The sequence below is a fragment of the Streptosporangium sp. H16 genome (assembly GCF_051918855.1).
Taxonomy (GTDB): domain Bacteria; phylum Actinomycetota; class Actinomycetes; order Streptosporangiales; family Streptosporangiaceae; genus Streptosporangium.
The window spans coordinates 1-23,583 of record NZ_JBPXMD010000064.1 but is presented as its reverse complement, the minus strand read 5'-3'; the positions used below and the strand labels follow the sequence as shown (position 1 = coordinate 23,583).

General features: G+C 68.7%; 29 protein-coding genes and 1 tRNA gene. 14 read left to right on the top strand and 16 right to left on the bottom strand.

Annotation, left to right across the window (positions count from 1 at the left end; all coding sequences use genetic code 11):
• The first annotated feature begins 462 nt into the window (after positions 1–462).
• The 3 genes from ACTOQ2_RS42620 (at position 463) to ACTOQ2_RS42610 (ending at position 4,385) form a co-directional block, all read left to right on the top strand.
• Positions 463–1,557 carry a hypothetical protein gene (locus ACTOQ2_RS42620; RefSeq protein WP_440107525.1) on the top strand — a complete coding sequence of 365 codons (1,095 nt, stop codon included), beginning with the start codon at positions 463–465 and terminating at the stop codon, positions 1,555–1,557.
• A gap of 46 nt (positions 1,558–1,603) precedes the next feature.
• Positions 1,604–2,128, top strand: coding sequence for a hypothetical protein (locus tag ACTOQ2_RS42615; RefSeq protein WP_440107524.1), 525 nt, complete (start codon positions 1,604–1,606; stop codon positions 2,126–2,128).
• 565 nt (positions 2,129–2,693) lie between these two features.
• Entirely contained in the window at positions 2,694–4,385 is a 1,692-nt protein-coding gene (locus ACTOQ2_RS42610; RefSeq protein ID WP_440107523.1) for a cellulose binding domain-containing protein, read from the top strand.
• A 160-nt stretch (positions 4,386–4,545) separates the two neighbouring features.
• Here the strand turns inward: ACTOQ2_RS42610 and ACTOQ2_RS42605 are convergent, their stop codons facing one another.
• Both ACTOQ2_RS42605 and ACTOQ2_RS42600 read right to left on the bottom strand, forming a co-directional pair.
• Positions 4,546–4,821, bottom strand: a complete 276-nt coding sequence (locus tag ACTOQ2_RS42605; protein WP_440107522.1) for a hypothetical protein — start codon at positions 4,819–4,821, stop codon at positions 4,546–4,548.
• A 68-nt stretch (positions 4,822–4,889) separates the two neighbouring features.
• Positions 4,890–5,138 (bottom strand): cell division protein SepF, encoded by a 249-nt coding sequence (locus ACTOQ2_RS42600; protein ID WP_440107521.1) that lies wholly within the window; start codon positions 5,136–5,138, stop codon positions 4,890–4,892.
• 93 nt (positions 5,139–5,231) lie between these two features.
• Here ACTOQ2_RS42600 and ACTOQ2_RS42595 point away from each other — a divergent pair, with 93 nt between their 5' ends.
• The 3 genes from ACTOQ2_RS42595 (at position 5,232) to ACTOQ2_RS42585 (ending at position 7,119) form a co-directional block, all read left to right on the top strand.
• Positions 5,232–5,450 carry a hypothetical protein gene (locus ACTOQ2_RS42595; protein ID WP_440107520.1) on the top strand — a complete coding sequence of 73 codons (219 nt, stop codon included), beginning with the start codon at positions 5,232–5,234 and terminating at the stop codon, positions 5,448–5,450.
• Positions 5,447–5,986: a flavoprotein gene (locus tag ACTOQ2_RS42590; RefSeq protein ID WP_440107519.1), complete on the top strand. Its 540-nt coding sequence runs from the start codon at positions 5,447–5,449 to the stop codon at positions 5,984–5,986. Before ACTOQ2_RS42595 ends, ACTOQ2_RS42590 begins: the two co-directional genes overlap by 4 nt.
• Before the next feature lie 419 nt (positions 5,987–6,405).
• Positions 6,406–7,119, top strand: a complete 714-nt coding sequence (locus tag ACTOQ2_RS42585; protein WP_440107517.1) for a hypothetical protein — start codon at positions 6,406–6,408, stop codon at positions 7,117–7,119.
• A gap of 43 nt (positions 7,120–7,162) precedes the next feature.
• Here ACTOQ2_RS42585 and ACTOQ2_RS42580 read toward each other — a convergent pair whose 3' ends face one another.
• The 5 genes from ACTOQ2_RS42580 to ACTOQ2_RS42560 all read right to left on the bottom strand — a co-directional run bounded on the left by ACTOQ2_RS42580 (position 7,163) and on the right by ACTOQ2_RS42560 (position 10,211).
• The gene (locus tag ACTOQ2_RS42580) at positions 7,163–8,092 is read right to left on the bottom strand and encodes a protein phosphatase 2C domain-containing protein (RefSeq protein ID WP_440107515.1); all 930 of its coding nucleotides are present in this window, start codon (positions 8,090–8,092) and stop codon (positions 7,163–7,165) included.
• 167 nt (positions 8,093–8,259) lie between these two features.
• On the bottom strand, positions 8,260–8,436 hold the full coding sequence (locus tag ACTOQ2_RS42575) for a hypothetical protein (protein WP_440107514.1): 177 nt from the start codon (positions 8,434–8,436) through the stop codon (positions 8,260–8,262).
• Between the two features lie 224 nt (positions 8,437–8,660).
• On the bottom strand, positions 8,661–9,047 hold the full coding sequence (locus ACTOQ2_RS42570; protein WP_440085256.1) for a hypothetical protein: 387 nt from the start codon (positions 9,045–9,047) through the stop codon (positions 8,661–8,663).
• Positions 9,048–9,050: 3 nt separating this feature from the next.
• Positions 9,051–9,473, bottom strand: a complete 423-nt coding sequence (locus ACTOQ2_RS42565) for a hypothetical protein (protein WP_440085255.1) — start codon at positions 9,471–9,473, stop codon at positions 9,051–9,053.
• A 57-nt stretch (positions 9,474–9,530) separates the two neighbouring features.
• Complete coding sequence (locus ACTOQ2_RS42560) at positions 9,531–10,211, bottom strand: hypothetical protein (protein ID WP_440107513.1); 681 nt, start codon at positions 10,209–10,211, stop codon at positions 9,531–9,533.
• 111 nt (positions 10,212–10,322) lie between these two features.
• Between ACTOQ2_RS42560 and ACTOQ2_RS42555 the strand changes: the two genes are divergently transcribed.
• Positions 10,323–10,934, top strand: a complete 612-nt coding sequence (locus ACTOQ2_RS42555) for a cadmium resistance transporter (protein ID WP_440107511.1) — start codon at positions 10,323–10,325, stop codon at positions 10,932–10,934.
• A gap of 52 nt (positions 10,935–10,986) precedes the next feature.
• The gene (locus ACTOQ2_RS42550; RefSeq protein ID WP_440107509.1) at positions 10,987–11,799 is read left to right on the top strand and encodes a PrsW family glutamic-type intramembrane protease; all 813 of its coding nucleotides are present in this window, start codon (positions 10,987–10,989) and stop codon (positions 11,797–11,799) included.
• Between the two features lie 111 nt (positions 11,800–11,910).
• On the opposite strand, the gene ACTOQ2_RS42545 is transcribed toward ACTOQ2_RS42550, so the two are convergent.
• Entirely contained in the window at positions 11,911–12,774 is an 864-nt protein-coding gene (locus tag ACTOQ2_RS42545; protein ID WP_440107507.1) for an NUDIX domain-containing protein, read from the bottom strand.
• Between the two features lie 159 nt (positions 12,775–12,933).
• On the opposite strand from ACTOQ2_RS42545, the gene ACTOQ2_RS42540 reads away from it, so the two are divergent.
• Positions 12,934–14,052: a DUF4328 domain-containing protein gene (locus tag ACTOQ2_RS42540; RefSeq protein ID WP_440107505.1), complete on the top strand. Its 1,119-nt coding sequence runs from the start codon at positions 12,934–12,936 to the stop codon at positions 14,050–14,052.
• Positions 14,053–14,119: 67 nt separating this feature from the next.
• Here the strand turns inward: ACTOQ2_RS42540 and ACTOQ2_RS42535 are convergent, their stop codons facing one another.
• Complete coding sequence (locus ACTOQ2_RS42535; RefSeq protein WP_440107503.1) at positions 14,120–14,923, bottom strand: M15 family metallopeptidase; 804 nt, start codon at positions 14,921–14,923, stop codon at positions 14,120–14,122.
• Between the two features lie 57 nt (positions 14,924–14,980).
• Entirely contained in the window at positions 14,981–15,883 is a 903-nt protein-coding gene (locus ACTOQ2_RS42530; protein WP_440107501.1) for a MerR family transcriptional regulator, read from the bottom strand.
• A 54-nt stretch (positions 15,884–15,937) separates the two neighbouring features.
• Here ACTOQ2_RS42530 and rplK point away from each other — a divergent pair, with 54 nt between their 5' ends.
• Both rplK and ACTOQ2_RS42520 read left to right on the top strand, forming a co-directional pair.
• Positions 15,938–16,363, top strand: a complete 426-nt coding sequence (gene rplK, locus ACTOQ2_RS42525; protein WP_440107499.1) for a 50S ribosomal protein L11 — start codon at positions 15,938–15,940, stop codon at positions 16,361–16,363.
• 410 nt (positions 16,364–16,773) lie between these two features.
• Positions 16,774–17,946 carry an AAA family ATPase gene (locus ACTOQ2_RS42520; RefSeq protein ID WP_425581868.1) on the top strand — a complete coding sequence of 391 codons (1,173 nt, stop codon included), beginning with the start codon at positions 16,774–16,776 and terminating at the stop codon, positions 17,944–17,946.
• 119 nt (positions 17,947–18,065) lie between these two features.
• Here the strand turns inward: ACTOQ2_RS42520 and ACTOQ2_RS42515 are convergent, their stop codons facing one another.
• Positions 18,066–18,911: a MauE/DoxX family redox-associated membrane protein gene (locus tag ACTOQ2_RS42515; RefSeq protein ID WP_440107496.1), complete on the bottom strand. Its 846-nt coding sequence runs from the start codon at positions 18,909–18,911 to the stop codon at positions 18,066–18,068.
• 5 nt (positions 18,912–18,916) lie between these two features.
• On the bottom strand, positions 18,917–19,867 hold the full coding sequence (locus tag ACTOQ2_RS42510) for a hypothetical protein (RefSeq protein ID WP_440069560.1): 951 nt from the start codon (positions 19,865–19,867) through the stop codon (positions 18,917–18,919).
• Positions 19,868–20,163: 296 nt separating this feature from the next.
• Here ACTOQ2_RS42510 and ACTOQ2_RS42505 point away from each other — a divergent pair, with 296 nt between their 5' ends.
• Positions 20,164–20,676: a SigE family RNA polymerase sigma factor gene (locus tag ACTOQ2_RS42505; RefSeq protein ID WP_440069558.1), complete on the top strand. Its 513-nt coding sequence runs from the start codon at positions 20,164–20,166 to the stop codon at positions 20,674–20,676.
• A gap of 208 nt (positions 20,677–20,884) precedes the next feature.
• On the opposite strand, the gene ACTOQ2_RS42500 is transcribed toward ACTOQ2_RS42505, so the two are convergent.
• Positions 20,885–21,394, bottom strand: coding sequence for a MarR family winged helix-turn-helix transcriptional regulator (locus tag ACTOQ2_RS42500; RefSeq protein ID WP_440107494.1), 510 nt, complete (start codon positions 21,392–21,394; stop codon positions 20,885–20,887).
• Between the two features lie 103 nt (positions 21,395–21,497).
• On the opposite strand from ACTOQ2_RS42500, the gene ACTOQ2_RS42495 reads away from it, so the two are divergent.
• Entirely contained in the window at positions 21,498–22,061 is a 564-nt protein-coding gene (locus tag ACTOQ2_RS42495; protein ID WP_440069555.1) for a YceI family protein, read from the top strand.
• 271 nt (positions 22,062–22,332) lie between these two features.
• Positions 22,333–22,422, top strand: a tRNA-Ser gene (locus ACTOQ2_RS42490).
• A 77-nt stretch (positions 22,423–22,499) separates the two neighbouring features.
• On the opposite strand, the gene ACTOQ2_RS42485 is transcribed toward ACTOQ2_RS42490, so the two are convergent.
• From ACTOQ2_RS42485 to ACTOQ2_RS42475, 3 genes are all read right to left on the bottom strand, one after another.
• Positions 22,500–22,832 (bottom strand): tyrosine-type recombinase/integrase, encoded by a 333-nt coding sequence (locus tag ACTOQ2_RS42485; protein WP_440107526.1) that lies wholly within the window; start codon positions 22,830–22,832, stop codon positions 22,500–22,502.
• Positions 22,833–22,949: 117 nt separating this feature from the next.
• A complete protein-coding gene (locus ACTOQ2_RS42480; protein ID WP_440107492.1) occupies positions 22,950–23,303 on the bottom strand; it encodes a helix-turn-helix domain-containing protein in 354 nt (117 codons plus the stop codon).
• 31 nt (positions 23,304–23,334) lie between these two features.
• A partial coding sequence (locus tag ACTOQ2_RS42475; protein WP_440107490.1) for a hypothetical protein occupies positions 23,335–23,583 on the bottom strand: 249 nt, incomplete at its 5' end.

Here is a 23,583-nt window from a genome sequence, read left to right as displayed (position 1 = left end):
CCGCAGAGGAGATCCTCGCCACCTACCTCTACCACCACCAGGCCGAGGCCTACTGCTTCGCCGGAGCGGGCCTCCGGCCGGCTGACGCCCGATCGACCAACGGCCAGGCCGACATGTGGTTGAGGCTGCCCGAACACCTGCACTGAGGAGAACCGACCCTCCACATGCGGAGGCCGTACGGCTCTCCTCCGGAGAGATCGGCTGCATGCCCCCGGACCACGAGAAGGCCCGGATCCATCACCTGGAACCTGGCCTCTCCGCCGGACTGGCTTCCAATTGGAGCGTGCGTGGATGAAGCCCTGCCCTCCAGCCTGGCGCGACTCGTACAGCGTGGCCCGGCACCGACAAATTCCGGCGATCAGGAAAGCCATCCTCACATCGGTGATATCAGGATCATTTCCCGATATATGACGGATACTTGAGCCTTGCATCGGGACACGACCTGAGATCCATGGGGTGACCATGGCGCTGAAGACTTTCGCGGACGGACGTGACCGCGGCCTGGTCGTGTCCATGGTCGTGCTGTCTCTCGTCGTGATGTGGGGCCTGGCCGTGGTGGTGCTCGACGTACTCGCTTCCGCCGAGCTGGGGTCGGCGGCCGCACGACTGCCGTACGTGAGGCCGGACATCGAAGGGGTGGCGGGCTCGGACGGCGGCCTGGCCGAGAAGGTGCGCCGGATCAGGGAGGATGCCGCGGGGCGGACCATCGCCTTCGCGCTGTTCGTCGCGGTGACCGCCGGGACGTTGGGCACGCTGGCCTGGTTCGCCTGGAGGCGCCGGTCAGCCGCCATGTCGTTTTGGGCCGGGGTGGTGACGGCCCCCTACCTGTGCGGGCTCGGCGCGGCGCTGTGGTTCCAGCCGTTGCCCGAGCCGGGGCTCACCGCTCCCTACGGGGAGGCGCTGCGGGCCGTCCATCCGTACTGGTACGCGCCCGCCCGGACAGTAGTGATCGCGCTCGCGGCGGCTGTCCACGTAGGCGTGCTCATCCTGATTGCCCGGTGGTCGGTCAGAACGGCCGGCAGGCCCGCGTCCGCCCGCCCTCTCGCCGCCGGGTTCATGGCCGTGACGGCGGCGTGTGCCCTGGCGGTGGCGGCGTTGAACTTCGCGGGTATCGCTCAGGCGAGGAAGGCGGCGCTCGGCGAGGCCGGTGCCGAGGGAGTGGACGCGGCGAGCGGATTCGTCCACGATCCCGGCACCGCCGACCGCCTGCTCGACCTGTCCGTTCGAGACGCCTGGGTGTACGCGGCGCTGCTGGCCGTGGCTGCGCTGGTGGCCTGCGCGGTCGCCATCGGCGCGGCACGCGGCGGAAACGGGGCGCGGGTGACAGCGGCGACGCTGGCGGGTGTGGCGGTCGTGCCGTATATGACGGTGCTGCTCGCGACCGTGGCGCTGGGGCCGTTCGTTCACGGCAACGGGGAGCCGGTTCATCTGTCGGTGTCGGAAGGCCCCGGATGGTACCGGCCCGTGGTCTGGTCCCTCCTCGCGGCGGCCGCGATCACTTTTGTCGCCGGAACCGCACTCGTGATCCGGCCCTCGAACCGCCCCGCCCCACCGTAGCCCCTCAAGATGATCTTTCAGGGTGTCGCGACGGTACGGTGTGCCGATGGCGGACATCTACGAATTCGTCCTGTCGGTGAACGTCCGTGCCGACGTGACCGACGACGAGCTCGCCGAGCTGCGGTGGCACGTGGGGCGGGGGCCACGACCTGAGCGACTGCCGATCGGCACTGACAGATACGTGGAAACCTCTCCACTCGGTGATCCTGACGACCCCGACTGCGAGTGGGAGGACGCGGAGGCGGAGCCCGTGTTCGCGCGGCGCGGCGCCGCCCGGCGAGTGGGGGGCGCGCTCGTCGCCGAGCTGGTGGCGCGAGAGCGACCGGACGGCTGGGCACTGACGGTACGCCAGGAACTCCATCCTGACGACTTCTACCGGGTCCGGACCCTGCTGGCCTGGCTGGGCCGGTGCTCGGCCGACGCACATGCCGCCGGTGTCGAATCCTTCGTCGGCTACCTGCGCTTCCACGAGAGCGCTGAGATCGCATCCCTCGTTCTCCTGAACGGGCGGATTCGCGTGCCGGAGGACATCAAATCGCACACCCCGCACTGGGAGGACGGCACGATGTGACCGGCCAGGCCCGTTTCGGTGCCAACAGCGGTCAGAGCCGGTGGGGAAGGCATGGATACGACGACCGGGCCGCCGTTGACGCCGTGCCGGCGCTCTCGGCCCGTCATCGCCGTTCGGTACGCGTCGGTACGGTGAACGGCCACGACCCTCTCGGATGGTCGAGCGAGAGGTGGCGGCTCACATGGCTGCCGATGTCCCCGCCCGCGGAACCGACGCGGGGCCGCAGATTCCCAATCTGAAATTTTCACGGCTCGGCGAGAGGTTCACGCAGTTCGGCTGCCCGCCGGCCCGCCTCGTCTTGACCCGCCCGCCGGGACGGAACCACACTCCGCTGGAGTGTCACCCCTTCGCGCGGCCACCTGAGTGGTCCGCATCGCCGTCGCACCCGCATGCCGGTTCGTACGGGGAAATGTTAACGCCAACAATTTCAGGAGCCGATGACAGCCGCTCATGTTAGCGGTAACACGATCAAGGTTCATTCCATGACGACGCCGGGGACCGGCGCCGAGTGGGCCAACGGGACTCAGAAGGCGCGGATCAGCACCAACAGGCAAAAGGACGAGACATGACGCAAGATCAGAATGAGCCCGCGAGCGGCGAGCGAAAGCCGCTGAGCCGGAGAACCATCCTGACGACGATGGGGGCCCTGCCGATCCTCACGGCCGCGGGCACGGTCATGGGAGCCTCGGAGGCCGCGGCCGCCACGGCGGTCATCAACCCGTCGGCACAGCGGCAGACGATCCGAGGCTTCGGCGGCATGACCTTCGCGTCCTGGATCGGCGACCTGACGGCCGCCCAGCGGGAAACGGCGTTCGGCACCGGCGAGGGCCGGCTCGGGTTCTCCGTGCTGAGGATCCCCGTCCCCGAGAACCAGGCGGACTGGAGCCGTGACGTGGCGACGGCGAGGCGCGCGATCGAGCTCGGGGCGACGGTCATCGCGTCGCCGTGGAATCCCCCCGCCGGCATGGTCGAGACCTTCGTCCGCGGCAGCCAGACCAATGCGAAACGCCTCAGGTCCAACATGTACGGGGCCTACGCCCAGCACCTGAACGACTTCAGCACGCACATGCGGAACAACGGGGTGAACCTGTACGGCATATCAGTGCAGAACGAGCCCGATTACGCGCACGACTGGACATGGTGGACTCCAGCCGAGATCCTCCGGTTCATGCGGGAGAACGCCGGCTCGATCAACACCAGGGTCATCGCGCCCGAGTCCTTCCAGTACCTGAAGAACATCTCGGACCCGATCCTCAACGACCCCGTGGCGCTCGCCAACTTGGACATCCTCGGCGCTCACCTCTACGGCACGCAGTTCTCGAACTTCCCCTACCCCCTCTTCAAGCAGAAGGGCGCGGGCAAGGAACTCTGGATGACCGAGGTCTACCTCCCCAACAGCACCGACTCGGCGGACACCTGGCCCCAGGCGCTCGACGTGGGAGAGAGCATCCACCGCGCCATGGTGGACGCAGAGTTCCAGGCGTACATCTGGTGGTACATCCGGCGCAGCTACGGCCCCATGCGGGAGGACGGCCAGATCAGCAAGCGCGGCGCGATGATGGCGCACTTCGCCAGGTTCGTCCGCCCCGGATACGTGCGGGTCGACGCGACGGCGAACCCGGCGTCGAACGTCTACGTCTCGGCGTACCGGGGCGGTGACTCCTCGATCGTCATCGTCGCCGTCAACAAGGGCACCTCCGCGGTGAGCCAGCAGTTCACCGTGGCGAACAGCACCGGATCATCCAGTGTCTCGTCCTGGCTGACCGACGCGAGCAGGAACGTCGCGCCCCAGGGGGCGACCACCATGTCGAACGGCTCCCTCACCGTCACGCTTCCCGCCCGAAGCGTGATGACCTTCGTGACCAGCCTGGGCTCCGGCCCCACCCCGACCCCCACCCCGAGCCCCACCCCGACTCCGACGCCCACCCCGACGCCCGGCACCGGGCCCCGGGTCGCCTACACGATGAACTCCTGGAACAACGGCTTCACCGCCAACATCAGCATCACCAACACCGGGACCTCGACGATCAACGGCTGGACGCTGGTCTTCACCCTGCCCTCCGGCCAGTCCATCACCTCGGGCTGGAACGCTACCTACTCGCCGTCCAGCGGCCAGGTGAGTGCCCGCAACGTCAGTCACAACGCCGCGCTCGCCCCCGGGGCGACCGTCGACATCGGCTTCCAGGCCACCCACACCGGCAACACCGCCGAACCGACCGCCTTCACCCTCAACGGCATCGCCTGCACCGTGGTCTGACCGGCGGGTGAAACAGGACGGGTGCGGCCTCTCCGATGAAGGGCGGGGCCGCATCCGAAAGTGTCGGTTCCTGGGCGCCGGCCGGCGTATCAGAACGTTCTTTCACCACTGGATCCGAGACAAAGGCGTGGTTCGCAGAGTCCCGTCCGCGGGTCGAACGTCAGGAAACGACGTCAACGCTGCCTTGCGCCTCAGGGCGATGATGCACGCCGGTGAGGTTACGACGATGGATCCCGATCAGGGTGTGGGCGGCGAAGGCGTAGGCAGGACCGTAGAAGAAGGGCGGGATGCCGGCACCCGTGCCGTTCCGGTAGCAGGAGTACCCGCTGGGGAGATCCAGGTCGTCGGGCGGCGGGCAGTGGGTCAGGTCCGACCAGGGGCCGACGACGTTGGCGGCGAGGTTGACCACCGCGAGAACTCCCAGGACGACCGCCACGCGTCAACCACGTCCGCCACCGCCACCTCGACCCAGGCCGGAGACAGCACCACCGGCACGTCACCCGCCTACGGCGCCTCTTCGGCGACCGGTACCCGATTGCCCCGTCCGCGGGGCATCAGCAGGAACACCTTGGATGACAGGCGGTCCATGTCCCCGCCTCTGCCGAACACCAGGCCGGCGGCGAAGTCGACGAACTGCTTCGCCTCGTCGTCCGGTAACCCGTTGAGGTCCATCACCACGGGCACCCCCGTGCGGAAGAAGTGCCCGACGTAGATCGCCTCGTTGTAGTTCTGGGGACGTAGTGTTTTGACCACCGCACAAGTCTCCACTGTCCGCCACGCCCGTCAAGATGTCTTCCGAAGCGTGGGTGGCACCTCACCACCGCGCTCACCACCGGGGGAATCGCCGTGCGCATCGTCATACCGCTGTTCGACCGGTTCACCGCGCTTGACGCGGTCGGCCCGTACGAGGGGCTCAGATTCCTGCCGGATGCCGACGTCGTGTTCGCGGCCGCCGGGGCCGGGCCGGTACGGAACGACGCCGGGTCCCTGACTCTCATCGCGAGCGCGGCGTTCGCCGGGATCGACTCCTGTGACGTGCTGCTCGTCCCGGGAGTGATCGCGTGACCGAGTCCGGCAGGCTTCTCCAGGTCATCGTGTGCGCGGCCGGTGCCGCCCGGGACGTCGGCCGTCTCGTCACCCTCGCCCAGGACGAGGGATGGACCGTCCAGGTCGTCACCACCCCGTCCGCGCTGGACTTCGTCGACGTCCCCGCCCTGGAGAGGCAGACCGGACGCCCCGTCCGCAGCCGGTACCGGACACCGGACGAGCCCAAGCCCCCGCGAGCCGACGCGATCATCGTCGCCCCCGCCACGTACAACACCGTCAACAAGTTCGCCCAGGGCATCGCCGACACCTACGCCCTCGGCCTCCTCGCCGAAGCCCCCGGCCTCGGCATCCCCGTGGTCGTCCTGCCCTTCGTCAACGACGCTCTCGCCACCCGCGCGCCGTTCCGCCGGAGCGTCGAAGGCCTCCGGGCCGAAGGCGTCCGCGTCCTGCCCAGCGCTACCGGAGACGAAAGCCGGGAGAGCCACCCCTGGGCCCTCGCTCTCACGGAGATCTCGGGGAAACAGGCTCGCCGGACGCGCGCTGATCGGTCATAACGAGCGGCGAGGAACCGGCGCCATGAGACGCGTCGATTCTCCGCGATTATCGGTCTGCACCAGAATCTCATTATGTGTCCGTAGCCATTGTGTGGCGTAAAACAATCATTGATTCTCATGCTTACGGCCTGTTCCGATGTTCTTCCTCTCCCGGCCGGTGACTCATATGTCATCGGGCTTCCGGGTCTTACAATGACGACCGGAAGGAAGGACGGTGGGATCTGGAAGGCTCAGGAAGGCAGCAGCCTGGTGTGGTGGTCGATCCCGGGCTGCCGCCCGAGGTCGCGAGTTTGCTTCGCGCGAATCCATCCCTGCTCAGACGCATACGGGCCGGTTGGAGGCCGCTGGAGAATCCGCCGAGGAGATCCGCGGTTCTCCCGGCCGTCGCCGGTATGTTTGCGGCGGTCGGCTTTCTGGCGGTGCTTTCCTTCGAAAAAGGGGCCGGGCTCGGAATCCTGCTGCTCGTCATGCTCGCGTACTTCGTTTTCGCGGCGATCAGGGCCGCGAGGGATTCCGAGGAGAGCGACAGCCCGGAGCAGGAACTGTTCGAGCTCGCGCACCGCTACCGTGATTCCTATCTTCTCCCCGACGACTTCGACGCCGCCGCGAGCCGCCTGCTCGGCCGGGCGCGGCTGGCGGTCGACTCCGTCCTGCGATCGCGCGTCAACGCCGAAGGGTTGCTCGACGACGTACGGAACGCCGTCATGCTGCCGCCACAGGAATGGGAGGTCGCACGCCTGCTGGCCAAGCTGTCCTCCCTTCGTGGAGAACACCGCGATCTCATGCGTGGCGGGGTCACCCAGGAGGTGGCGGCCGTGATGAAGCCGCTGGAGCGCGTGCTCGCCGGCAGCGAGAGCGCCGTCACCGCGCGGGTCGAGGCGCTTGAGCGTTACGCGGCTCATGTCGCCGACGCCGAACGTGCCTACCGGGCCCGGAGCCAGATCGAGGCGCTGGTGGAGCGGTTGCCCCGCTACGAGGAGCTGCTCGCCGAGTCGGGGGCCGACGGCCTGAGCATGCCCGAGATCGGGCATCTCACCGGCGAGGCCGACGAGCTGGAGCAGGCGTTGCGCGCGAGCATCGGTTCGGCGCACGAGCTGTTCCACCATCTGGACGGTCCGGCGCCGTCCGGCTGAGGGGCAGCGGATGATCACCTGCCACGCGGGCCGGGGCCGGGAGTCAGCCGAACAGGCAGTAGGCGGCCGTCGCGTCGTCGTGGATTTTCGTCCGGGGCCAGCGGGAGCCTTCGGGGTCGGTGTGCTCCGCCTCGCGGACCCGGCGGATCAGCTCTCCGGGGCCGGACCGTTCGAGGGTGTCGAGGGCCTCACGCCAGGTGGCCAGCTCGAACAGGTCGACGAGCCGGGAGGCTCCGTCGCTGAGCAGGGCGACCGCCCGCACCCGGTGGGCGGGGAGGGTGCCGGTGAGCGACTGCTCGGCGGTGAGCGGGTCGACGGCGGCGATCCAGAAGCCGCCCTCGCGGTTGCGGTGGTCCCGCATGGTCTCCACGTACTCCCGGCGCGCGGTGACGTGCTCGGCACTTCCGTGGGCGAGGCCGTCCATGGTCGACCGGTGCGCCCTGCCGATCCGGTCCACCCGGTCGTCGCAGACGACCGTCGGCTCCGCCTGGCCGACCACGTCCAGGACGAGGACGGAGTCCGCCAGGACGAGGAAGTCCAGGTCGCCCGCCGTACGGCGGACCATGACCACCGTGGCGGACGGCGATCCGGGATGGGTGAGGTCGCAGACGAAGTCGTGGAGGGAGGCGACGGCCTTTATCCCGTTCGCGAGTATCTCTGTGAGCGTTCCGGTGTCCTGCGTCATGCCCGCGAGGAGGGTCGAGCCCAGGGAACGGACGTACCAGCTGACGCCGTGATCGCACCCGGACTCCGCCCCCGCCGGGGTGCCCGCGCCGTCGAGGAGGACGAAGGCGTCCGGGGTCGCCCCGAAGAAGTCCTCGTTGCCGTCGTTGCCCGCTGTGTTCCTGGCGTTCCCGGCGTTCCCGGCGTTCCCGGCGGTCTCGGTGTTGCCGGTTTTCCCGGCGTTTCCGGTGCTGCCGGTGTCCGCGTTCTGTCTGCCGGGTGCCGCTTCGGTGGCGAAGGTGATGCGCATCGGTTCGGGGCTCCTCGTGCTGGACGGGCCCGCGCTGGACGGGCGTGCACGTTTCCCTCACGAGTTCCCCCGTTGGAACGGCGTATTCCCACGCGTTCCCCGCCCGGACATCCCTCGCGGTGGACCTCCGTGACGTACCGCCACGACGTCAGTAGGAGGGCTCCGAGTCAGTAGGAGGGCTCCGAGATCGACTCGGCTCGATAGACGTCCATCGGTCCCTCGTCGTCCTCGTCCACCCCCACCTTCCTCAGCAGCAAAGTCCGGCTGCCGATTTTCAGGGAACGTTCGCCGTTGATCTCCGTGGACGCGAACACCGTGACCGCGTGACCGTGCATATCGCGCACCTGGTCGTATTCTGGTCCGTCAGGAATGTCTAGCTTGATGCGCCTCGTCTGGAATGTCACTCTCCCAGTGTGAAAGCCGCGGCCCCGAAAATCGATCGTGCGCGTGACGATATTTGGCATCATTTTCGACCGGAAAGGTATGGGCGCCCGGACCCCTCCTCGGACCGGGCCTCGCGAGGGCCGTGGTCACCGAGACCGCCGTGGGCCACCGGGAGCGGAGATCGCTAGGGCAGGGGGTCGATCCCGATGTTCTGGTCGTACTGGATGAGCTCCGCCCCGCGATCGGTGAGGATGGGCCAGCGGGTGGCGCGGGCGCACCAGACGACGTGTCCGGCCGTGATGTCGCGCGATCCGTCGAGGATCTCCGCGATGTCCCCCACCTTCCCGTGGGTGAAGTCGTCGATCCTCACGCCGGGCGTCGTGACGAGCTCGAACAGCTCCTCCTGGGTCGAGAGCGGGGAGATGGACAGGACGGCCGCGAGGCTGGTGGCCGGGACGCATATCCCGCCGCCACGGAAGAGACACATGGCGGCGACGCTCCGGGAGTATTCGGTCTTCGCCACCGCGATGTCGACCAGTGCGCTCACGTCGAGCACTCGACCGGGAAGCATGGCTCAGCGCCTCCGGAAACGGCGTATGCCGATCTGGCCCCACTCCGCCTCGGAGAGCTGGTCGACCCCGAGGGAGTCGGCCGCCGTGTCGAGGTCTTCGCGATGCAGGTTCCAGCGGTGCATCAGGGTGATCACGTGAGGTTTGTTGCCGATCTCTCGCTGGACGGCCGCGTGGAGCACGTCGGCGACCCGGTTTCCGGTCAGTCGCGCCTTACGGGAAAGCGCCTCATAATCCGCTTTATCCAGCTCTATGGTGATAGATGTATCGGAAGTCGGCGTGCCGATTGCCTTTTGTCCTTCTCTGAGCTGGAGATGGGCCAGCCACAGCGGAACCGAATCCGACTCTTGTCTGGCGCCATCGTGATCATTTGATGATGGTTTTTCCGATCCTGTGCCGTCTCGCCATGCCGGCATGGAGTGGGCCATGCGTTCGACAGTAGCTGTGAATTGTCGATTATGGCAGCACTTCTGGGCCAAAGGTCATCACTGCAGGAACCCGGACGGCTGAGTGGCGGGATCGGTGGGAACAGCGGGATTCGTAGGAACGGTGGGCACTGAGGGGTCGGTGGGAGGAGTGGGGGTGGGCGCACCGGGGGTGGAGGTGGGGGCGACCGCGCCGCAGAATCCCATGGCCCGCCGTTGCTCGGCTATCTGGTCGACCGGGGCCTGGTAGGTGAGCCGCTCCTCGGGTGAGGGCTCGTACCGCCACGTACCGCCCTCGAAGGTGAAGTCGAAGTCCGTCGAGTCGTCGAGCCGGGTCGCCTGGACCCTGGCGAGGTCGCCGGTGATCGTGACGGTGGCGATGGTGAGCGGGGAGTTCGGCAGGATCGGGGGGCAGATCTCGAACAGTCGCACATACTCCTCCCGGGCGATCAGTCCCTGCGCGTCGGTGGTCCACAGGTCCCAGAAGTCGCCGTACAACCCGCTGCTGTAGGCGTCGAGCGCCGGTTGGACGGCCTGGCGGACCGAGGCCTCCGAATGCTCCGAGTGCTCGCCGCCGCGTGTCGGGGCCGCCGTGCTCGGCGGCGACGAGGGAGGGTTGAACACCATGAAGACGGTGACGACGGCCCCGATGGCTACGCCGATGGCCATGACGACCATCACGATCAGCCCTCGTCCCGTCTCGCCCCGTGGCGGCTGGCCGTACTGCGGCGGATAGCCCACGTGCGGTCTCCGGGGAAATGGCAAGAGCGGATGAAAGTGATCATAACTCCCGTGGCTCTCGGCTGGCCACGGTCATCGCGCACCCGCGAGGGGAGCCGACATAATGCGCGCGTGATTCAGACGATCGGTACGGCCGTCGCCGTCTTCGCCGGTACCAACGTGGACGACATCATCATTCTGACGGTGCTCTTCCTGGCGTCCAGAGCGGGAGGCGTTCCCCGCCCCTGGCAGATCGTCGTGGGCCAGTACGCGGGCATCGCCGCGCTGGTGGCCGTCTCGGCGGCGGCGGCGCTCGGCCTCGCGGTGGTGCCGGACCGCTGGGTGGGGCTGCTCGGCCTGGTGCCGTTCGGCATGGGGGTGTGGGGGCTGGTCAGAGCCGGGGGAGCCGGGAGAGCCGGGAAGGACGGCGACGACGGCGACGACGGTGACGACGGGGCACCCCGGGTCGCCTCGGGCGTGCTCTCGATCGCGGGGGTGACCATCGCGAACGGGGCCGACAACATCTCCGTCTACACCCCGATGTTCCGCACGATCGGCCCGGCGTCCAGCGCCGTCACGGTGGCCGTGTTCGCGGTGCTCGTCGCGGTCTGGTGCGCGGCGGCCTCCTGGCTCGGGTCGCATAGGAAGGTCATCGCCCTGGTGGAGCGGACGGGGGCGTGGCTGGTGCCCGTGGTGTTCATGGTCATCGGTGCCGTCATCGTGGCGGAGTCGATATTTAGATAAATATCGACAAATCACCCGAATCTAGGGCAAACGTACTGGGGAATTACTTATCATGCGAGACCATTTGCGCTTCTATCGGCATCGATGGTTCAAAGTGTGGATCGCCCTGATCGTTCTGTCCTTCTCGCTCATCGCCATGATGCAGGCGGCCGGCAACCAGGCGCTCCTGCCCGCGGCCTTCTTCTACGGGGCCGCGGCCGGGCCCCTCGCCCTCCTGCTCGCCATCCACGACCGTATCCACGTCGCCACCAGCGTGCCGCCCATGACGCTGATGGGCATGTTCCTGTTCGGCGGAGGCGTCGCCCTCCTGCTCGGCGGCTACTTCGACGCGCTCTTCATCTCCGGGAAGAACAGCACCTCGATCCTGCGGGTCGGCTGGATCGAGGAACCCGCGAAACTCGTCCCGCCCCTCGCGGTCGCGCTCACCGGCCGTCACCTCACCAAGGCCGCGGGGGTCGCGCTCGGCCTGTCCTGCGCGACCGGGTTCGCGATCATGGAGTCGATGGCCTACGCCTGGAAGAGCCTCGCCAACCATGACGGTGCCGTGGGCGCGGGTACGGTCCTCTTCCTGCGCGGCCTCACCACCCCCTTCAGCCACCTCGTCTGGACAGGCCTGGTCTGCGCGGTGGCCTTCGGGGCCTGGCAGGTCAAAAGGCGCGCGGTCGTGACCCTGCCCGTCGTCGTCGCCTTCGTCGCGGCGGCCACGCTCCACTCGCTCAGCGACGGCCTGCTCGTCCTGGACATCCCCGGGCCGGCCAGGCTGCTCTTCCTCGTCGTCGCCGCGGCGAGTTACTGGCTGTTCCACCGGGCCACCCGAGATCTGAAACCGGTGCCGATCCCGGAACCGGAGCCGTCCCGGGCGTGACCTCACGGAACCGGAGCCGTCCCGGGCGTGACCTCACGGGTGCGCGGGCCGGTTCGAAGCTCGGATACGCCCCTCACCGTGCGATATCGCGTCGATGTCCCACGTGGAACATCACACCTGCGCCAGCAGCCACCGAGGCCCGATGACCTCGGCGCCCAGCTCCGTGACCCGCTCGCGCAGCCCCCGGTCGGCGGTGACGACCAGGACGCGTTCCCAGGGGCGGGCGTCCCGTACGGCCTGGACGACGGCGTCGTCCCCGCTGCCCGGCGCGGCGATCACGGAGACACCGGGCGCGGGGGCGGTGTCGCGGGCGGCGCCCTCGACGACCGCGGTCAGCCGGGGGAACCAGCGGGCCAGCACCGGGGCGCGGTCGGGCGCGGCCACCCGGCCGTCGGCGGCACGCGCGCCGACCTCGGCGAGCAGCTTGGCCGCCGCCCCCGCGCGGTCCCGCCACCAGCCGTGCTCGGCGCGGGCGCCCACGATGTTGGCGACGTCGAGGACGACGAGGGAGGGGGCGAGCGCGAGGCCGACGACCGGCCAGGTCGCGGCGAAACCGGGGTGGAGGTTCCTGGCGGTGATCTCCTCGGCGGGAACCCAGCGCAGGTCGTCGCTCTCGGTGTTGGCGGGGATCGCGCGCAGCAGCTCGGCGGCCTCGGCGATCACGGTCTCGAAGGACCAGCCGCCGTGGTCGTCGAGGTAGACGCCCTGGACCCGCAGGCCGGTGCCGTCCAGCGCGGCCTCCTCGAAGGCCTCGCGCAGGGCGGTGTCGATCGTGTCCTCGTGGCTGTCACGGGCACCGCCCGGCAGCCCCCAGGTGCCGCCGTGGTGGCTCCACGCGGAGCGTTTCTGCATCAGGACGCGGGGGCCGTCCGTGGCGTCGTGGTGGACGGCGAGCAGGCCTGCCGCGCCGTGCACCCCCCAGTGCCGGTGCCCGAGATAGCAGCGAGCCCATCCGTCCCCGTCCCCGGCCGTCATGGACCAATGATGCATCAGGGCACGGCCGCGCACTCCCCGCCCCCCGGCCATCGGGGAGACGCCGGTGGCGGAGGGGGCAGCCGGCAGGCGGAAAAGCATTAAGGACGCTATGTCGTGATCCGGCATACTGGCCGCCTTGATCCTCGTTGAAGGACTCCCATGCACTCGAGCGTGTACCCGAGCGCGCTTTTCGCGCCCGTTCGCCTTCTGCGGCCGATCCGCGCGTACGCGACCGTCGCCCTCACCCTGATGGCGTTGAGCTCGGTCGCCTCCGCCGGCGCCTCGACGCTGTTGCTCGTCTCCCGGGAGGGCTGGTCATGGCTGACGGTCCGGCAGTGGAACGCCCTGTACGCGCTGCTCCTCTCCTCGGTCGTCCTTCTCTTCTCGATCATCCCCCTGCTGGCGGGCATCGCCTTCGTGTGCTGGCTGTTCCGCGCCCGGGGCAACGCGTACGCGATCTCTCCCGGGGTCTTCCACAGGTACGCCACGCCGTTCCTGGTGTTCGGGCGGTTCGCTCCCCTCGTCAACCTGTTCGTCCCCAAGGGGCTCGTCGACGACATTCTGACCACCTCCCGGCCGGGCGGGCTGCGGCCGGGAACCGACCTCTACCGGGGACGCCGCTCGGGTCTGGTCTGGGCGTGGTGGCCGGCGTGGCTGCTGTGGACGGTGATGGAGGTGGCGTTCGTGGCTTTCGGGAACGCGGGCATGACCGCGCTGGAGACCGTCACCCTGGTCGCCTGCGTCCCGCTGCCGCTCGTCGCGGGCGTGCTCGCCGCCCGGGTCGTCCTGACGATCACCAAGCTTCAGGAGACCGCCCGTGCCGGCCTGCCGGCGGGGGGACGGCCACCGAAGAGGCCCGGGCCGCCAGTGGGGTCCTACCTGGGGCTCACCACTCTCGTCGTGCGTGACTACGACGAGGCCATCGGCTTCTACCTCAACGTCCTCGGCTTCGAGCTTCTGGAGGACACGCCGCTGGGCGACGGCAAGCGCTGGGTGACCGTCCGCCCCCGCGGCGCCCGGGAGACGGCCCTGCTCCTCGCCCGTGCCGTCGGTCCCGAGCAGGAGGCCCGGATCGGGGACCAGACCGGCGGCAGGGTCGGCCTGTTCCTGCACACGGACGACTTCGCCCGCGACTACGAGCGGCTGCTGTCGGCGGGCGTCGTCTTCGAGGAGGCCCCGCGCAGCGAGCCCTACGGCCGGGTTGTCGTCTTCCGGGACCTGTACGGCAACCGCTGGGACCTGCTCCAGCCCGCCGACGTCTCACCGGCGTACGGCTGAGCCCGGCCCCTGCCGACGCCCCCTCGGACAACGGCTCGGGGCCACCGGGCGAGCGCTCCCGCGAGTCTCAGTTCCCGCCCTTGGAGAAGTGCTGGTAGTCCTTGATGCCGGACCAGTAGCCGCCCCACTCCCAGCCTCTCTGCTGGAAGGCCTTGACCACGCGGTCGCCCGGGTTGATCACTCCGGGAGCCCGGACGGGGCGCTTGAAGAACTTGCGGGCGTTCTCGTGGGACCCCGTGCCGTTGGCGTATATGTACGGGTTCTCGCGCGGGTTGATGTCGATGGCCAGGCCGTAGGCGTGCCTGGACCAGCTGCTCGACCCCTCCGCGGGGCGGCAGTTGAAGGCCGAGGTGTTGTCGGCGTCGATCGAGGCGTAGTCGTCGGCCTTGTAGGCGTCGACGAGCCGCATCTTGTAGATGGGCCAGCGCCAGTCGTACAGGCGGCGGAAGACGGCGACGATGTCGTCGGTCGCGGACTTGTTCACGACCAGCTCGCCGGTGTGCGGCTTGTCGTCGAAGCCCCAGTAGGTCATCGTGATCAGCCGCAGGTCGCTCACCGGGACCGGGCATCCGGGCCGCCACGAGTGTTCGAGCCGTTCGCGGGGGACCCGGGAGACCTTCGCGGAGAACGCCGGCGGGCCCGTCGGGGTCGGCGACACGGTGGTGGACGGGCCGGTCGTCGGCGTCACGACGGTCGGTTCCGGGGCGGACACACCGGTGGCGGACGAGGACGCCGGGATCGGCGCCGAGGTGGCCGGAGGCGCGGCGGGGGCGGGCTGGGAGGCGGCCGTGCCGCACGAGGCCGCCGCCAGGCAGCCGACGGCCGTCGCGAGCACGGCCCGCGTGCGGATCATGAATCTGGAATCTGACACGTGCCGCCCCCTCAAAAAAACGGACAAAAGCGACAAAAAGCCATTGTAGGTGACCGGCTATCCGAGGTGAGAGGCGGCCGCCGCGGCGATCCACTCGTGGGCGATCACGGATTCCGGTGGCCAGGGCGTGCCGTTGACCACGGCCACCAGCTCCCAGTATCGCCCGGCGCGCGGGTCGTGCTCCGCGTAGTCCCGTACGACGGACTCCGGGGTGCGCTTCTGCGCTCCGGCCAGGACCGCGACGAGCTCGGCCACGACGGGCGCGGCGGCCTGCGAGTCCGGGGCCACCCCGTCCCGCGCCGCGGCCAGCGCCGTCTTCGTGACCAGGGTGTTGGCCTCGTGCCAGGCCGCCACGTCGATCTCGGAGGCGTTCTCCCAGAAGTCGCCGCTCATCTCGCGCAATGAGGCGCGGAAGCCGTCGTCGGCGAGCAGTTCGGTCAGCTCCAGCCAGGCGTCGAGCTGCTCGATGCCCGGCTCGTCGGGCAGGTCGGGCACCATGGCCTCGCGCAGGCCGCCGAGCCACTCCTGCCTGGCGGCGTTCTCGCCGGCGACCTCGTCGACGAACTCGTTCACCAGCGCCGCCGTCTCCGCCGCGCCGAGCCGCCCGAGGGCGTTGAGCCGGCGCAGGTCCTCGTCGGCGGGCTCGTCCCGCTCCAGGGTGGCCCTGAGCACCGCCCGGGTCCGCTGCAGCGCCCTGATCTGCGTCTCCACCGTACGCAGGTGCAGGGAGAGCACCTCGCCCAGGTCGCGGTCACCGAGCGACCTGATGGTCGCCAGGTCGACGCCGATCTCGCGCAGCGTCCTGACGAGCTCCAGTCGCCCGCGGTCCTCGTCGCCGTAGAGGCGGTAACCGCTCCGGGTGCGGCCGCGCTCGGGGAGCACCCCGATGTCGGAGTAGAAGCGGATCGTCTTCACCGGCAGCCCGGAGAGCTTGGCGAGCTGTCCGATCGTGTAGCTCATGGCCTCGATTATTCCGTTGAGTTTCCAGTTACGGGAGACTTTAGCTTGGCGGGCATGTCGAAGAAGAAGGTCAGCCGGATCGCGAAACTGCAGCTCCCGGCCGGTGAGGCCGGTCCCGCCACCGTGGGCAAGGACCTGGGCCCGCTGGGCCTGAACCTCATGGAGTTCTGCCGCCGGTACAACGCGGCGACCCAGGACCGGCGGGGGTTCGTCGTCCCCGTCGTCGTCACCGTGTTCGAGGACCGCTCGTTCGAGCTGGCGATCAAGATGCCCACCACGGCCTCGCTGATCCGCCGGGCCGTCGGCCTGGACCGGGGCGGCTCCCGCCCCGGACACCAGGCGGCGGGCGTGATCACCCGCGCGCAGCTGAGAGAGGTCGCCAGGACCAAGCTGCCCGACCTCAACACCGCCGACCTGGACCAGGCGGAGAAGATCGTCGCCGGCACCGCGCGCTCGATGGGGCTCACCGTCCGGGACTGAGCCACCCGCACGAGCCAGCGCGCCCTGCCGCGTCCCCGCGCGTCCTTCTATGCCCCTGTCGCGTCCCTATACGTCCCTTTGTGTCCCTCGTGCGGCCCGGTGCGGCTCCCGGTCTGGTTCGTGGCGGCTCGGCGCGGGGGTCCACATTCCTTGGGAAGGCTTTTCATCGAAACGTATCGCGCCTGTGTTCGAACCCGCGCTACAGTCATGGGCACGGGATCGAACACGGGTTCGGGCTGACGTTCTCGCAGGTGAAGGGGTGTGCCATGGCGATGCTCGCGGTGCCGCCGACGGCGCGCCCCCCGCTTCCCCGGTCGCCGGTGGAGCGCGGCGCGACACGCCGTAGCACTTTCTACGGAATTCTAAGCCGGCCGCTATATCCCGTCATAAAGTCCGAGAGCGTGGACCCCGTGCGCAATCCCTACGCTCCCGGTGCCGGACAGCGCCCCCCAGAGCTCGCCGGTCGCGACCGCGAGCTACAGCAGTTCGAGATCGTTCTGGAACGGGTGGCCCGAGGGCGCCCCGAGCGCAGCATGGTGGTCACCGGGCTGCGCGGCGTGGGCAAGACCGTTCTCCTCAACACCTTCAAGTCGATGGCCATGCAACGGCTGTGGGGCACCGGCAAGATCGAGGCCAGGCCCGACCAGTCGATCCGGCGCCCGGTGGCCGCCGCCCTGCACATGGCGGTCAGGGAGCTGGCCCCGAGGCATCGGGCGCCCGAGCGCATCGAGGAGTTCCTCGGTGTGCTCAAGGCGTTCGCGATGCGCGACCCGTCCGCGGCCAAGGGCACCTCGCACTGGTCGCCCGCGATCGACGTGCCCGCGGGACGGGGGCGCGCCGACTCCGGAGACCTGGAGATCGACCTCACCGAGCTGTTCGTCGACGCCGCCGCGGTCGCCACCGACCTGGGTGTCGGCATCGCGCTGTTCATCGACGAGATGCAGGACGTGCAGGCCCCCGACGTCTCGGCGCTCTGCGCGGCCTGCCACGAGCTCTCCCAGAGCGGTGGCCCGCTGATCGTGGTGGGCGCGGGGCTGCCGCACCTGCCCAGCGTGCTGTCGGCCAGCAAGAGCTACTCCGAACGGCTCTTCCGCTACGCCAGGATCGATCGTCTCGACCGCGAGGCGGCCGACCTGGCACTCATCGCCCCGGCCGAGAGCGAGGGCGTGGAGTTCACCCAGGACGCCCTCGACGCCCTCTACGTGGCCGCCGACGGCTACCCCTACTTCGTCCAGGCGTACGGCAAGGTCGCCTGGGACCTGGCGCTGCGTAGCCCGATCACCGCCGACGACATCAGGGTCTCCGCGCCGGAGGCCGAGGAGGAGCTCGCGGTCGGCTTCTTCGGCAGCCGCTACGAGCGGGCCACCCCCGCCGAGCGCGACTACATGCACGCCATGGCCGCCATCGGCGACGAGCCCGTCGCCACCGCCGAGGTGGCCGAAGGGCTCGGCCGCAAGCCGTCGAGCCTCTCCCCGGCTCGCGACAGCCTCATCAAGAAGGGCCTGATCTACAGCGCGGAACGCGGGCTGATCGCGTTCACCGTGCCGCACTTCGGAAAGTTCCTGCGGTCACAACCGGTCTGACTGAACATTTGTTCGATATGATGCGAGGGAGCCCCTAGCCCTCTATATGGCTCTCTAGTGGGGAAGCTAGAGAGCCATATAGAGCTCAATCATGCTGCCCTAGGAAAATCTAGGGTTCTCTAGTGTCCAGCCGATATCGGCAGAGATTCCGGCAGAGTTTCGGTCTTCACCGGCTGCCCGTCAGAGCCGACCATGGCGACCCGCACCGCCGGGTGCCGCCCGCTCAGATAGATCGCGAAGACCACGTCGACGGGGTCGCCCGCGTGGCTGTTGCCCGGATAGACGAAGAACCGCCAGCACAGCTCCCGCCAGCTGTCGACCGGATCCTTGCTCGACAGCACTCCCTCGTGCGAGCGCCAGACCGCGCTCGACCGCAGCCGCCCGAGCGCGGAGGCCGGGTCGAGGCGGCGCTGCTCGCAGGGTGCCCGGTAGCGGAGCCTGGCGACCGTCTCCTCGATCTCCGGCGAGAGCGCGGCGAGCACCAGCAGTCCCGCGAGCGTGGCCGGCGCGTGCGCCCACGTCAGGTCCGCCATCGCCACCCAGCCGGGGATCTCGGGCGTCCAGACCAGTCCCAGGGACATGGCCGTCAGCACCATGGTGCGCCCCAGCGACCGCCGCCCCACCGGGAGCGCGCTCACCTCGCCGAAGCAGCCACAGCCCACGTCCGGGCGACGGCGCCGCAGTTCCCACAGGACGTAGGTGGAGACGGCGAAGAACCCGCAGATTCCCCACCGGAAGAGCGGATGGCCGGTCAGCAGCAGCCCGCTCACCAGGAACAGCTCTCCGAGCGCGCAGCCCAGCATCGTGGGCGCGCGCCAGCGCTCGGGCACCAGCACAGCCGGTCCCAGCCTGCTCAGCATGCCCGGTTCGGCCTCGCGCGCGACCGTCCAGATCTTCGCGACCGTACCCGCGGCCAGCAGCAGGAACACGACCGGCAACTGCGCGGCGGCGATCGTCGTCAGCATCTGTGTCACCCCATTCCAAGCCGGGCGTTGAAGCACCCGGTGGTCAGGTCTCCGCCGAGTTCCACGAAAGAGCTCGGGGACAGTTCCAGGATCCGGCCGCGCGGCGAGGTGCCGCACTCCAGGCACCGGTCGCAGAACCGGCCGGCCAGGCAGCCGCACGCCACGATCGGCAGGACCGAGGTGCGCCCGGCGCACACGTTGCGCACGTTGAGCATCGACCCCAGCGCCAGGTAGGGCAGGCCTGCGCAGGACACCCCGGTGTCGTCGCACGCCGTGTCGGCCCGCTCCAGCATGGGGTAGGCCACCCCCTGCTCCCCGCAGTCGAAGGTGTCCGACCAGGTGGCCGTGCCCGAGATCCGCGACTGCACGCCGACGTAGCCGGGGGGCGGTGGTGGCACGGCCGTCCACCGGTAGGGCGGCTGCGAGGTCGCGGGCAGCCTCGCCAGTGCCGTGCCGTCCTCACGGACCCCGATGGCGTCGAACAGGTAACCGGGTTCGAACTGCGGGTGCCTGACCCGCAGCCGCCCGGAGGACCGGTAGGGAATGACGATCGTGCGCCGCCCGCGGTGCGGCCCGCAGTACAGCTCCACGGTGTGGTCCTTGCCCTCGGAACCGATCGACTGGATCACTCCGGTGATCCTGGTGATGTCCGCCCAGATCCGGTCCGCGACCCGGCCGGCCCGCAGCGCCTTGATGATCACGTTGGATCCCGGAGAGAGGTTGGCGGGGCTGACGGCCTCCCCGCGCCAGGCGGTCGCCCACGGCGCGATGACGAGCCGCTCCTCGTCGCCGTCCGGAGTGTCGATGACGATCAGGTGCGGGCTGACGTCCAGGATCGTGCCGCTGACCGCCTGGAAGAGCTCACCTTCCGCGGGGAGGGGGCCCGGTTCCTGAACGGTCCGGCCAAGCGCGGCGGCCGCCAGCGTACGGCGGCGATCGGCGCTGCGATAGGGCATCGTCGCTCCCCAGTTCTGCAAGGTGTCGCAGCCAGCGTCACACGCTTCACGGAATCCCGCTGTCCGCTCCACCAATAATCACGGCAGGTGTCCAACCGGGTACTAAAGTTCCCCTCCCTGGTAGAACGCATTGGTGTCCGCCCGATGACAAACCGCTATCCAAGGCTTCTTGTAGGCTCCATCGCCCATCGAAGCTGATCTTTACCGTTGACGGGATGAAATATAGATTTCGGTTCAGCCGCAGTATGGGATCCGGCTGCGATTCTGGCCACCATACGCACCTGGAGCACAGGCTGGTGATCGCGGTGGCCGGCGGGACCGACGAGGAGTTCCGCGAGTATGTCGTTGCTCGCGGCCCGGCGCTGCTGCGTGCCGCCCACCGGCTCACCGGACACCCGAGCGACGCCGAGGACCTGTTGCAGGCGGCGCTGGTGAAGACCTACCTCGCCTGGGACCGCATCCAGGACCGTAGCGCCCTGGACGGCTACGTGCGCCGGGCGATGGTCAACATCAACATCTCCTGGTGGCGGCGGCGCAAGCTGGAAGAGTATCCGTCGAGCGAACTCCCCGAGCCGGTCGTCGCGAGCGCCCAGCACCTGCCCGAGCGCGTCGAGCAGGCCCTCGACCGGTTGCCCACCCGGATGCGGACCGCCGTCGTCCTGCGCTACTACGAGGACATGACCGAGCCGGAGATCGCCAAGGCCCTGGGCATCAGCGTCGGGACGGTCAAGAGCACGGTCTCCCGGGGGATGGCCAAGCTCCGGGGCGACCTCACCTCCGAACCGCGGCATCTGGAACCGCAGATCTGAGGCGGCCGGCACGCCCCTCGCCCGTCACCGTCCCCTCGCCGGTTCGCTCTGCGAACCTTCACCGGCGCACCTCGTACGGGAATCCCCGCCGGTTCGCCCGTACGGAATCTCTGCCGGTCGCCCATGGGTCTCGTAAGGACTCGCGCACCCGGCGGGGGACTCGCACGGAACCCATGTGGAACTCGCGGGACTTCGTACCGGGGACGCGTCACTCGGACGAGACGAGCGTGGTCTCCTCCGCCTCCGGCCGGAGGTCCTCCGCTCCCGCGGTGGCGCACGGTCGTACGGCGTCGCGAATGGTCCGCAGGGTGTCGAGGAAGGTGTCGAGCTGCGCGGGAGGGAGAAGCCCGGTGAACCAGGTGTCGATGTCGATCAGGTGTTGCGGGAGGACGCCGCCGAGCCGGTCGGCGCCGGCCTCGGTGATGGCCGCGTAGGAGGCCCGCCGGTCGCTGGAGCACGCCTGTCTCGTGACCAGGCCCTCGCGCTCCAGCCGGTCGACGACCCGGGTCGTCCCGCTCGTGGACAACCCCGTCTGCGCCGCCAGGTCGCTCATGCGCAGCCGCCGCTGTGGCGAGCGCGCCAGCCTGATCAACGTCTCGAAGTCGATCTCTGAGAGCTTCGCGGCGACGAAGGACTCATGCGTCTTCGCTGAGATGCCGGCGTAGACCTCGGCAAGAAGGCCCATCGCCGTCAGCCGGGAGTCGTCGAAGTGGTTCACGCTCCCCACCCTACCCGACAGTAGTTGACGAGAGGAATATTCCTCGTGTAGAAATCTGTTGACGCAAACATCCACTCGGCAACACCTCTTCGGGAGCAGAAAAATGACCACTCGGACCTGGGAGAACCTTCAGATCCCCGCCCCGGGCACCTACGCTCTGGACGTCGCCCACACCCAGATCGGCTTCGTCGTCAAGCACATGATGGTGAGCAAGGTTCGCGGTCAGTTCAACGAGTTCGCCGGCACCGTCACCATCGCCGAGAACCCCCTGGACTCCTCCGCCCAGCTCTCGATCAAGGCGGCGAGCATCACCACCGGCGCTCCCGACCGTGACAACCACCTGCGCAGCGATGACTTCCTCTCCGTCGACAAGTTCCCGGAGCTGACCTTCCGCAGCACCCGCGTCCTCGGCCACTCCGGTGACGAGTTCACCCTCGTCGGTGACCTCACCATCCGCGACGTCACCAAGCAGGTCGAGCTCACCGTCGAGTACGGCGGCGCCGGCACCAACCCGTGGGGCCAGGACGTCTGGGGCTTCTCGATCAAGACCGAGATCGACCGCGAGGAGTTCGGCCTGACCTGGAACCAGGCGCTGGAGACCGGCGGCGTCCTGGTCGGCAAGAAGATCAAGATTGAGATCGAGGGCGAGGCCAACCCGGCCGCCTGATCTCCGTGACCACCCGAGGTCTCTCCCGTCCCGGCAGGCGGTGGGAGGCCTCAAGGTGTTCACCCGTTGAGATGTAGCGTCTCGCGAACTGGGAATCCACAGGATTTCCACTGTGCTCAGCTGCGGACTCCTCAGTTTGTCCACAGGGGCGGGGAGAGTTATCCACTACTTGTGGATAACTCTCCCCCAGCTCTTGCCCGAGACGCGATCGTCAACCGCTTTGCCGCCTTGCCTGATGGCCGGTACGCTGTGCTGAGCCGAACGGCAACCAGGAGGCTTCGCCTAGTCAGGTCTATGGCGCCGCACTGCTAATGCGGTTTGGGTTTACCGCCCATCCGGGGTTCAAATCCCCGAGCCTCCGCAGATCAGAGGCCCTCTCCCGAGATACGGGGAGAGGGCCTTTTTGATCTCTAAGTGCGTCATAGTTGCAACGAGGGTTCAGGACTCCCCCCATAGCGCCGAGGCCAGGCGCTCGCCGGCGTCGCGCATGAGCGGTGTGGACACATGTGCATAACGCTCGGTCGTGGTCACCCTCGTGTGGCCCAGGACCTCCTGAACGACCCGGATGTTCATACCCTGCTCGATGAGTAGCGTCGCGGCGGTGTGGCGAGCGTCGTGCACCCGGACGCCCCGAACCCCGGCTTGCTTGAGGATGGTTTTCCACACCTTCCAGTCCTCGGTGCACTCGATCGGGCCGCCGTGGCGGGTGGCGAACACGAGATCGTGATCCTCCCAGCGTTCCCCCGCCTTGAGACGCTCCGCGGTCTGGATCTTGCGGTGTGCCTTGAGGAGCGCGAGCAGCTCGGGAGGGATGCCGCAGCTGAAGACCGCTACTGCGGAAGGAGTAGCGGAGCTTACAGACTGAGCCTAGAAGTGGCCGCCTGCGGCTTATGCGTTCGTGAGCTGTCGGTGATGCACCGTTAGAGGCTCGATTTCAGTGATGTCGTCGTCGACGACGAGCTCGACGCGGAACCGAACCCCCATTGCCGCGCCGAGGCGCAGCAGTGTCGCTATATCCGGAATGCCACCACCGCCCTCGATGCGAGACAGGGCGGGCTGGGACATCCCGGAGCGCTCCGCTACGACCTTCTGAGACAGGCCTCGGCGCTTACGGATCTCACGCAACTGGTCTCCGAGCTCCAGGTCACGGCCCGCCTGCTCGTACTCGGAGTGGGGCTGCGCATCCGCCTCCATCTCGCGCAGACGCTTCGCCTTATAGGTCTCCCAACGGCTGTGCCCCATTATGCGCTCCTCTCGAACACGTGCGTGGTGGTCAGGTCGTGCTCTGCCTCACACCGCTTCTTAGCGGCGATCGCTCGGTCGATGTCGGTGGCCTGTGTCCCATCCTGTGTCTTGCGGAAAACCGTTTCACTCCCTGCACCACTGGCAGCCCGGTGCCGGAGTCGAGTACGAGGCGGTCGCCGAGCGGTCGCATGAGCGTGATGGTGATCGTGGCTGTCTTGAGGATCGCGGGACACATCTCGCCGGAGTTCTCCTCGTCCACGTCGACCACCACCAGGTG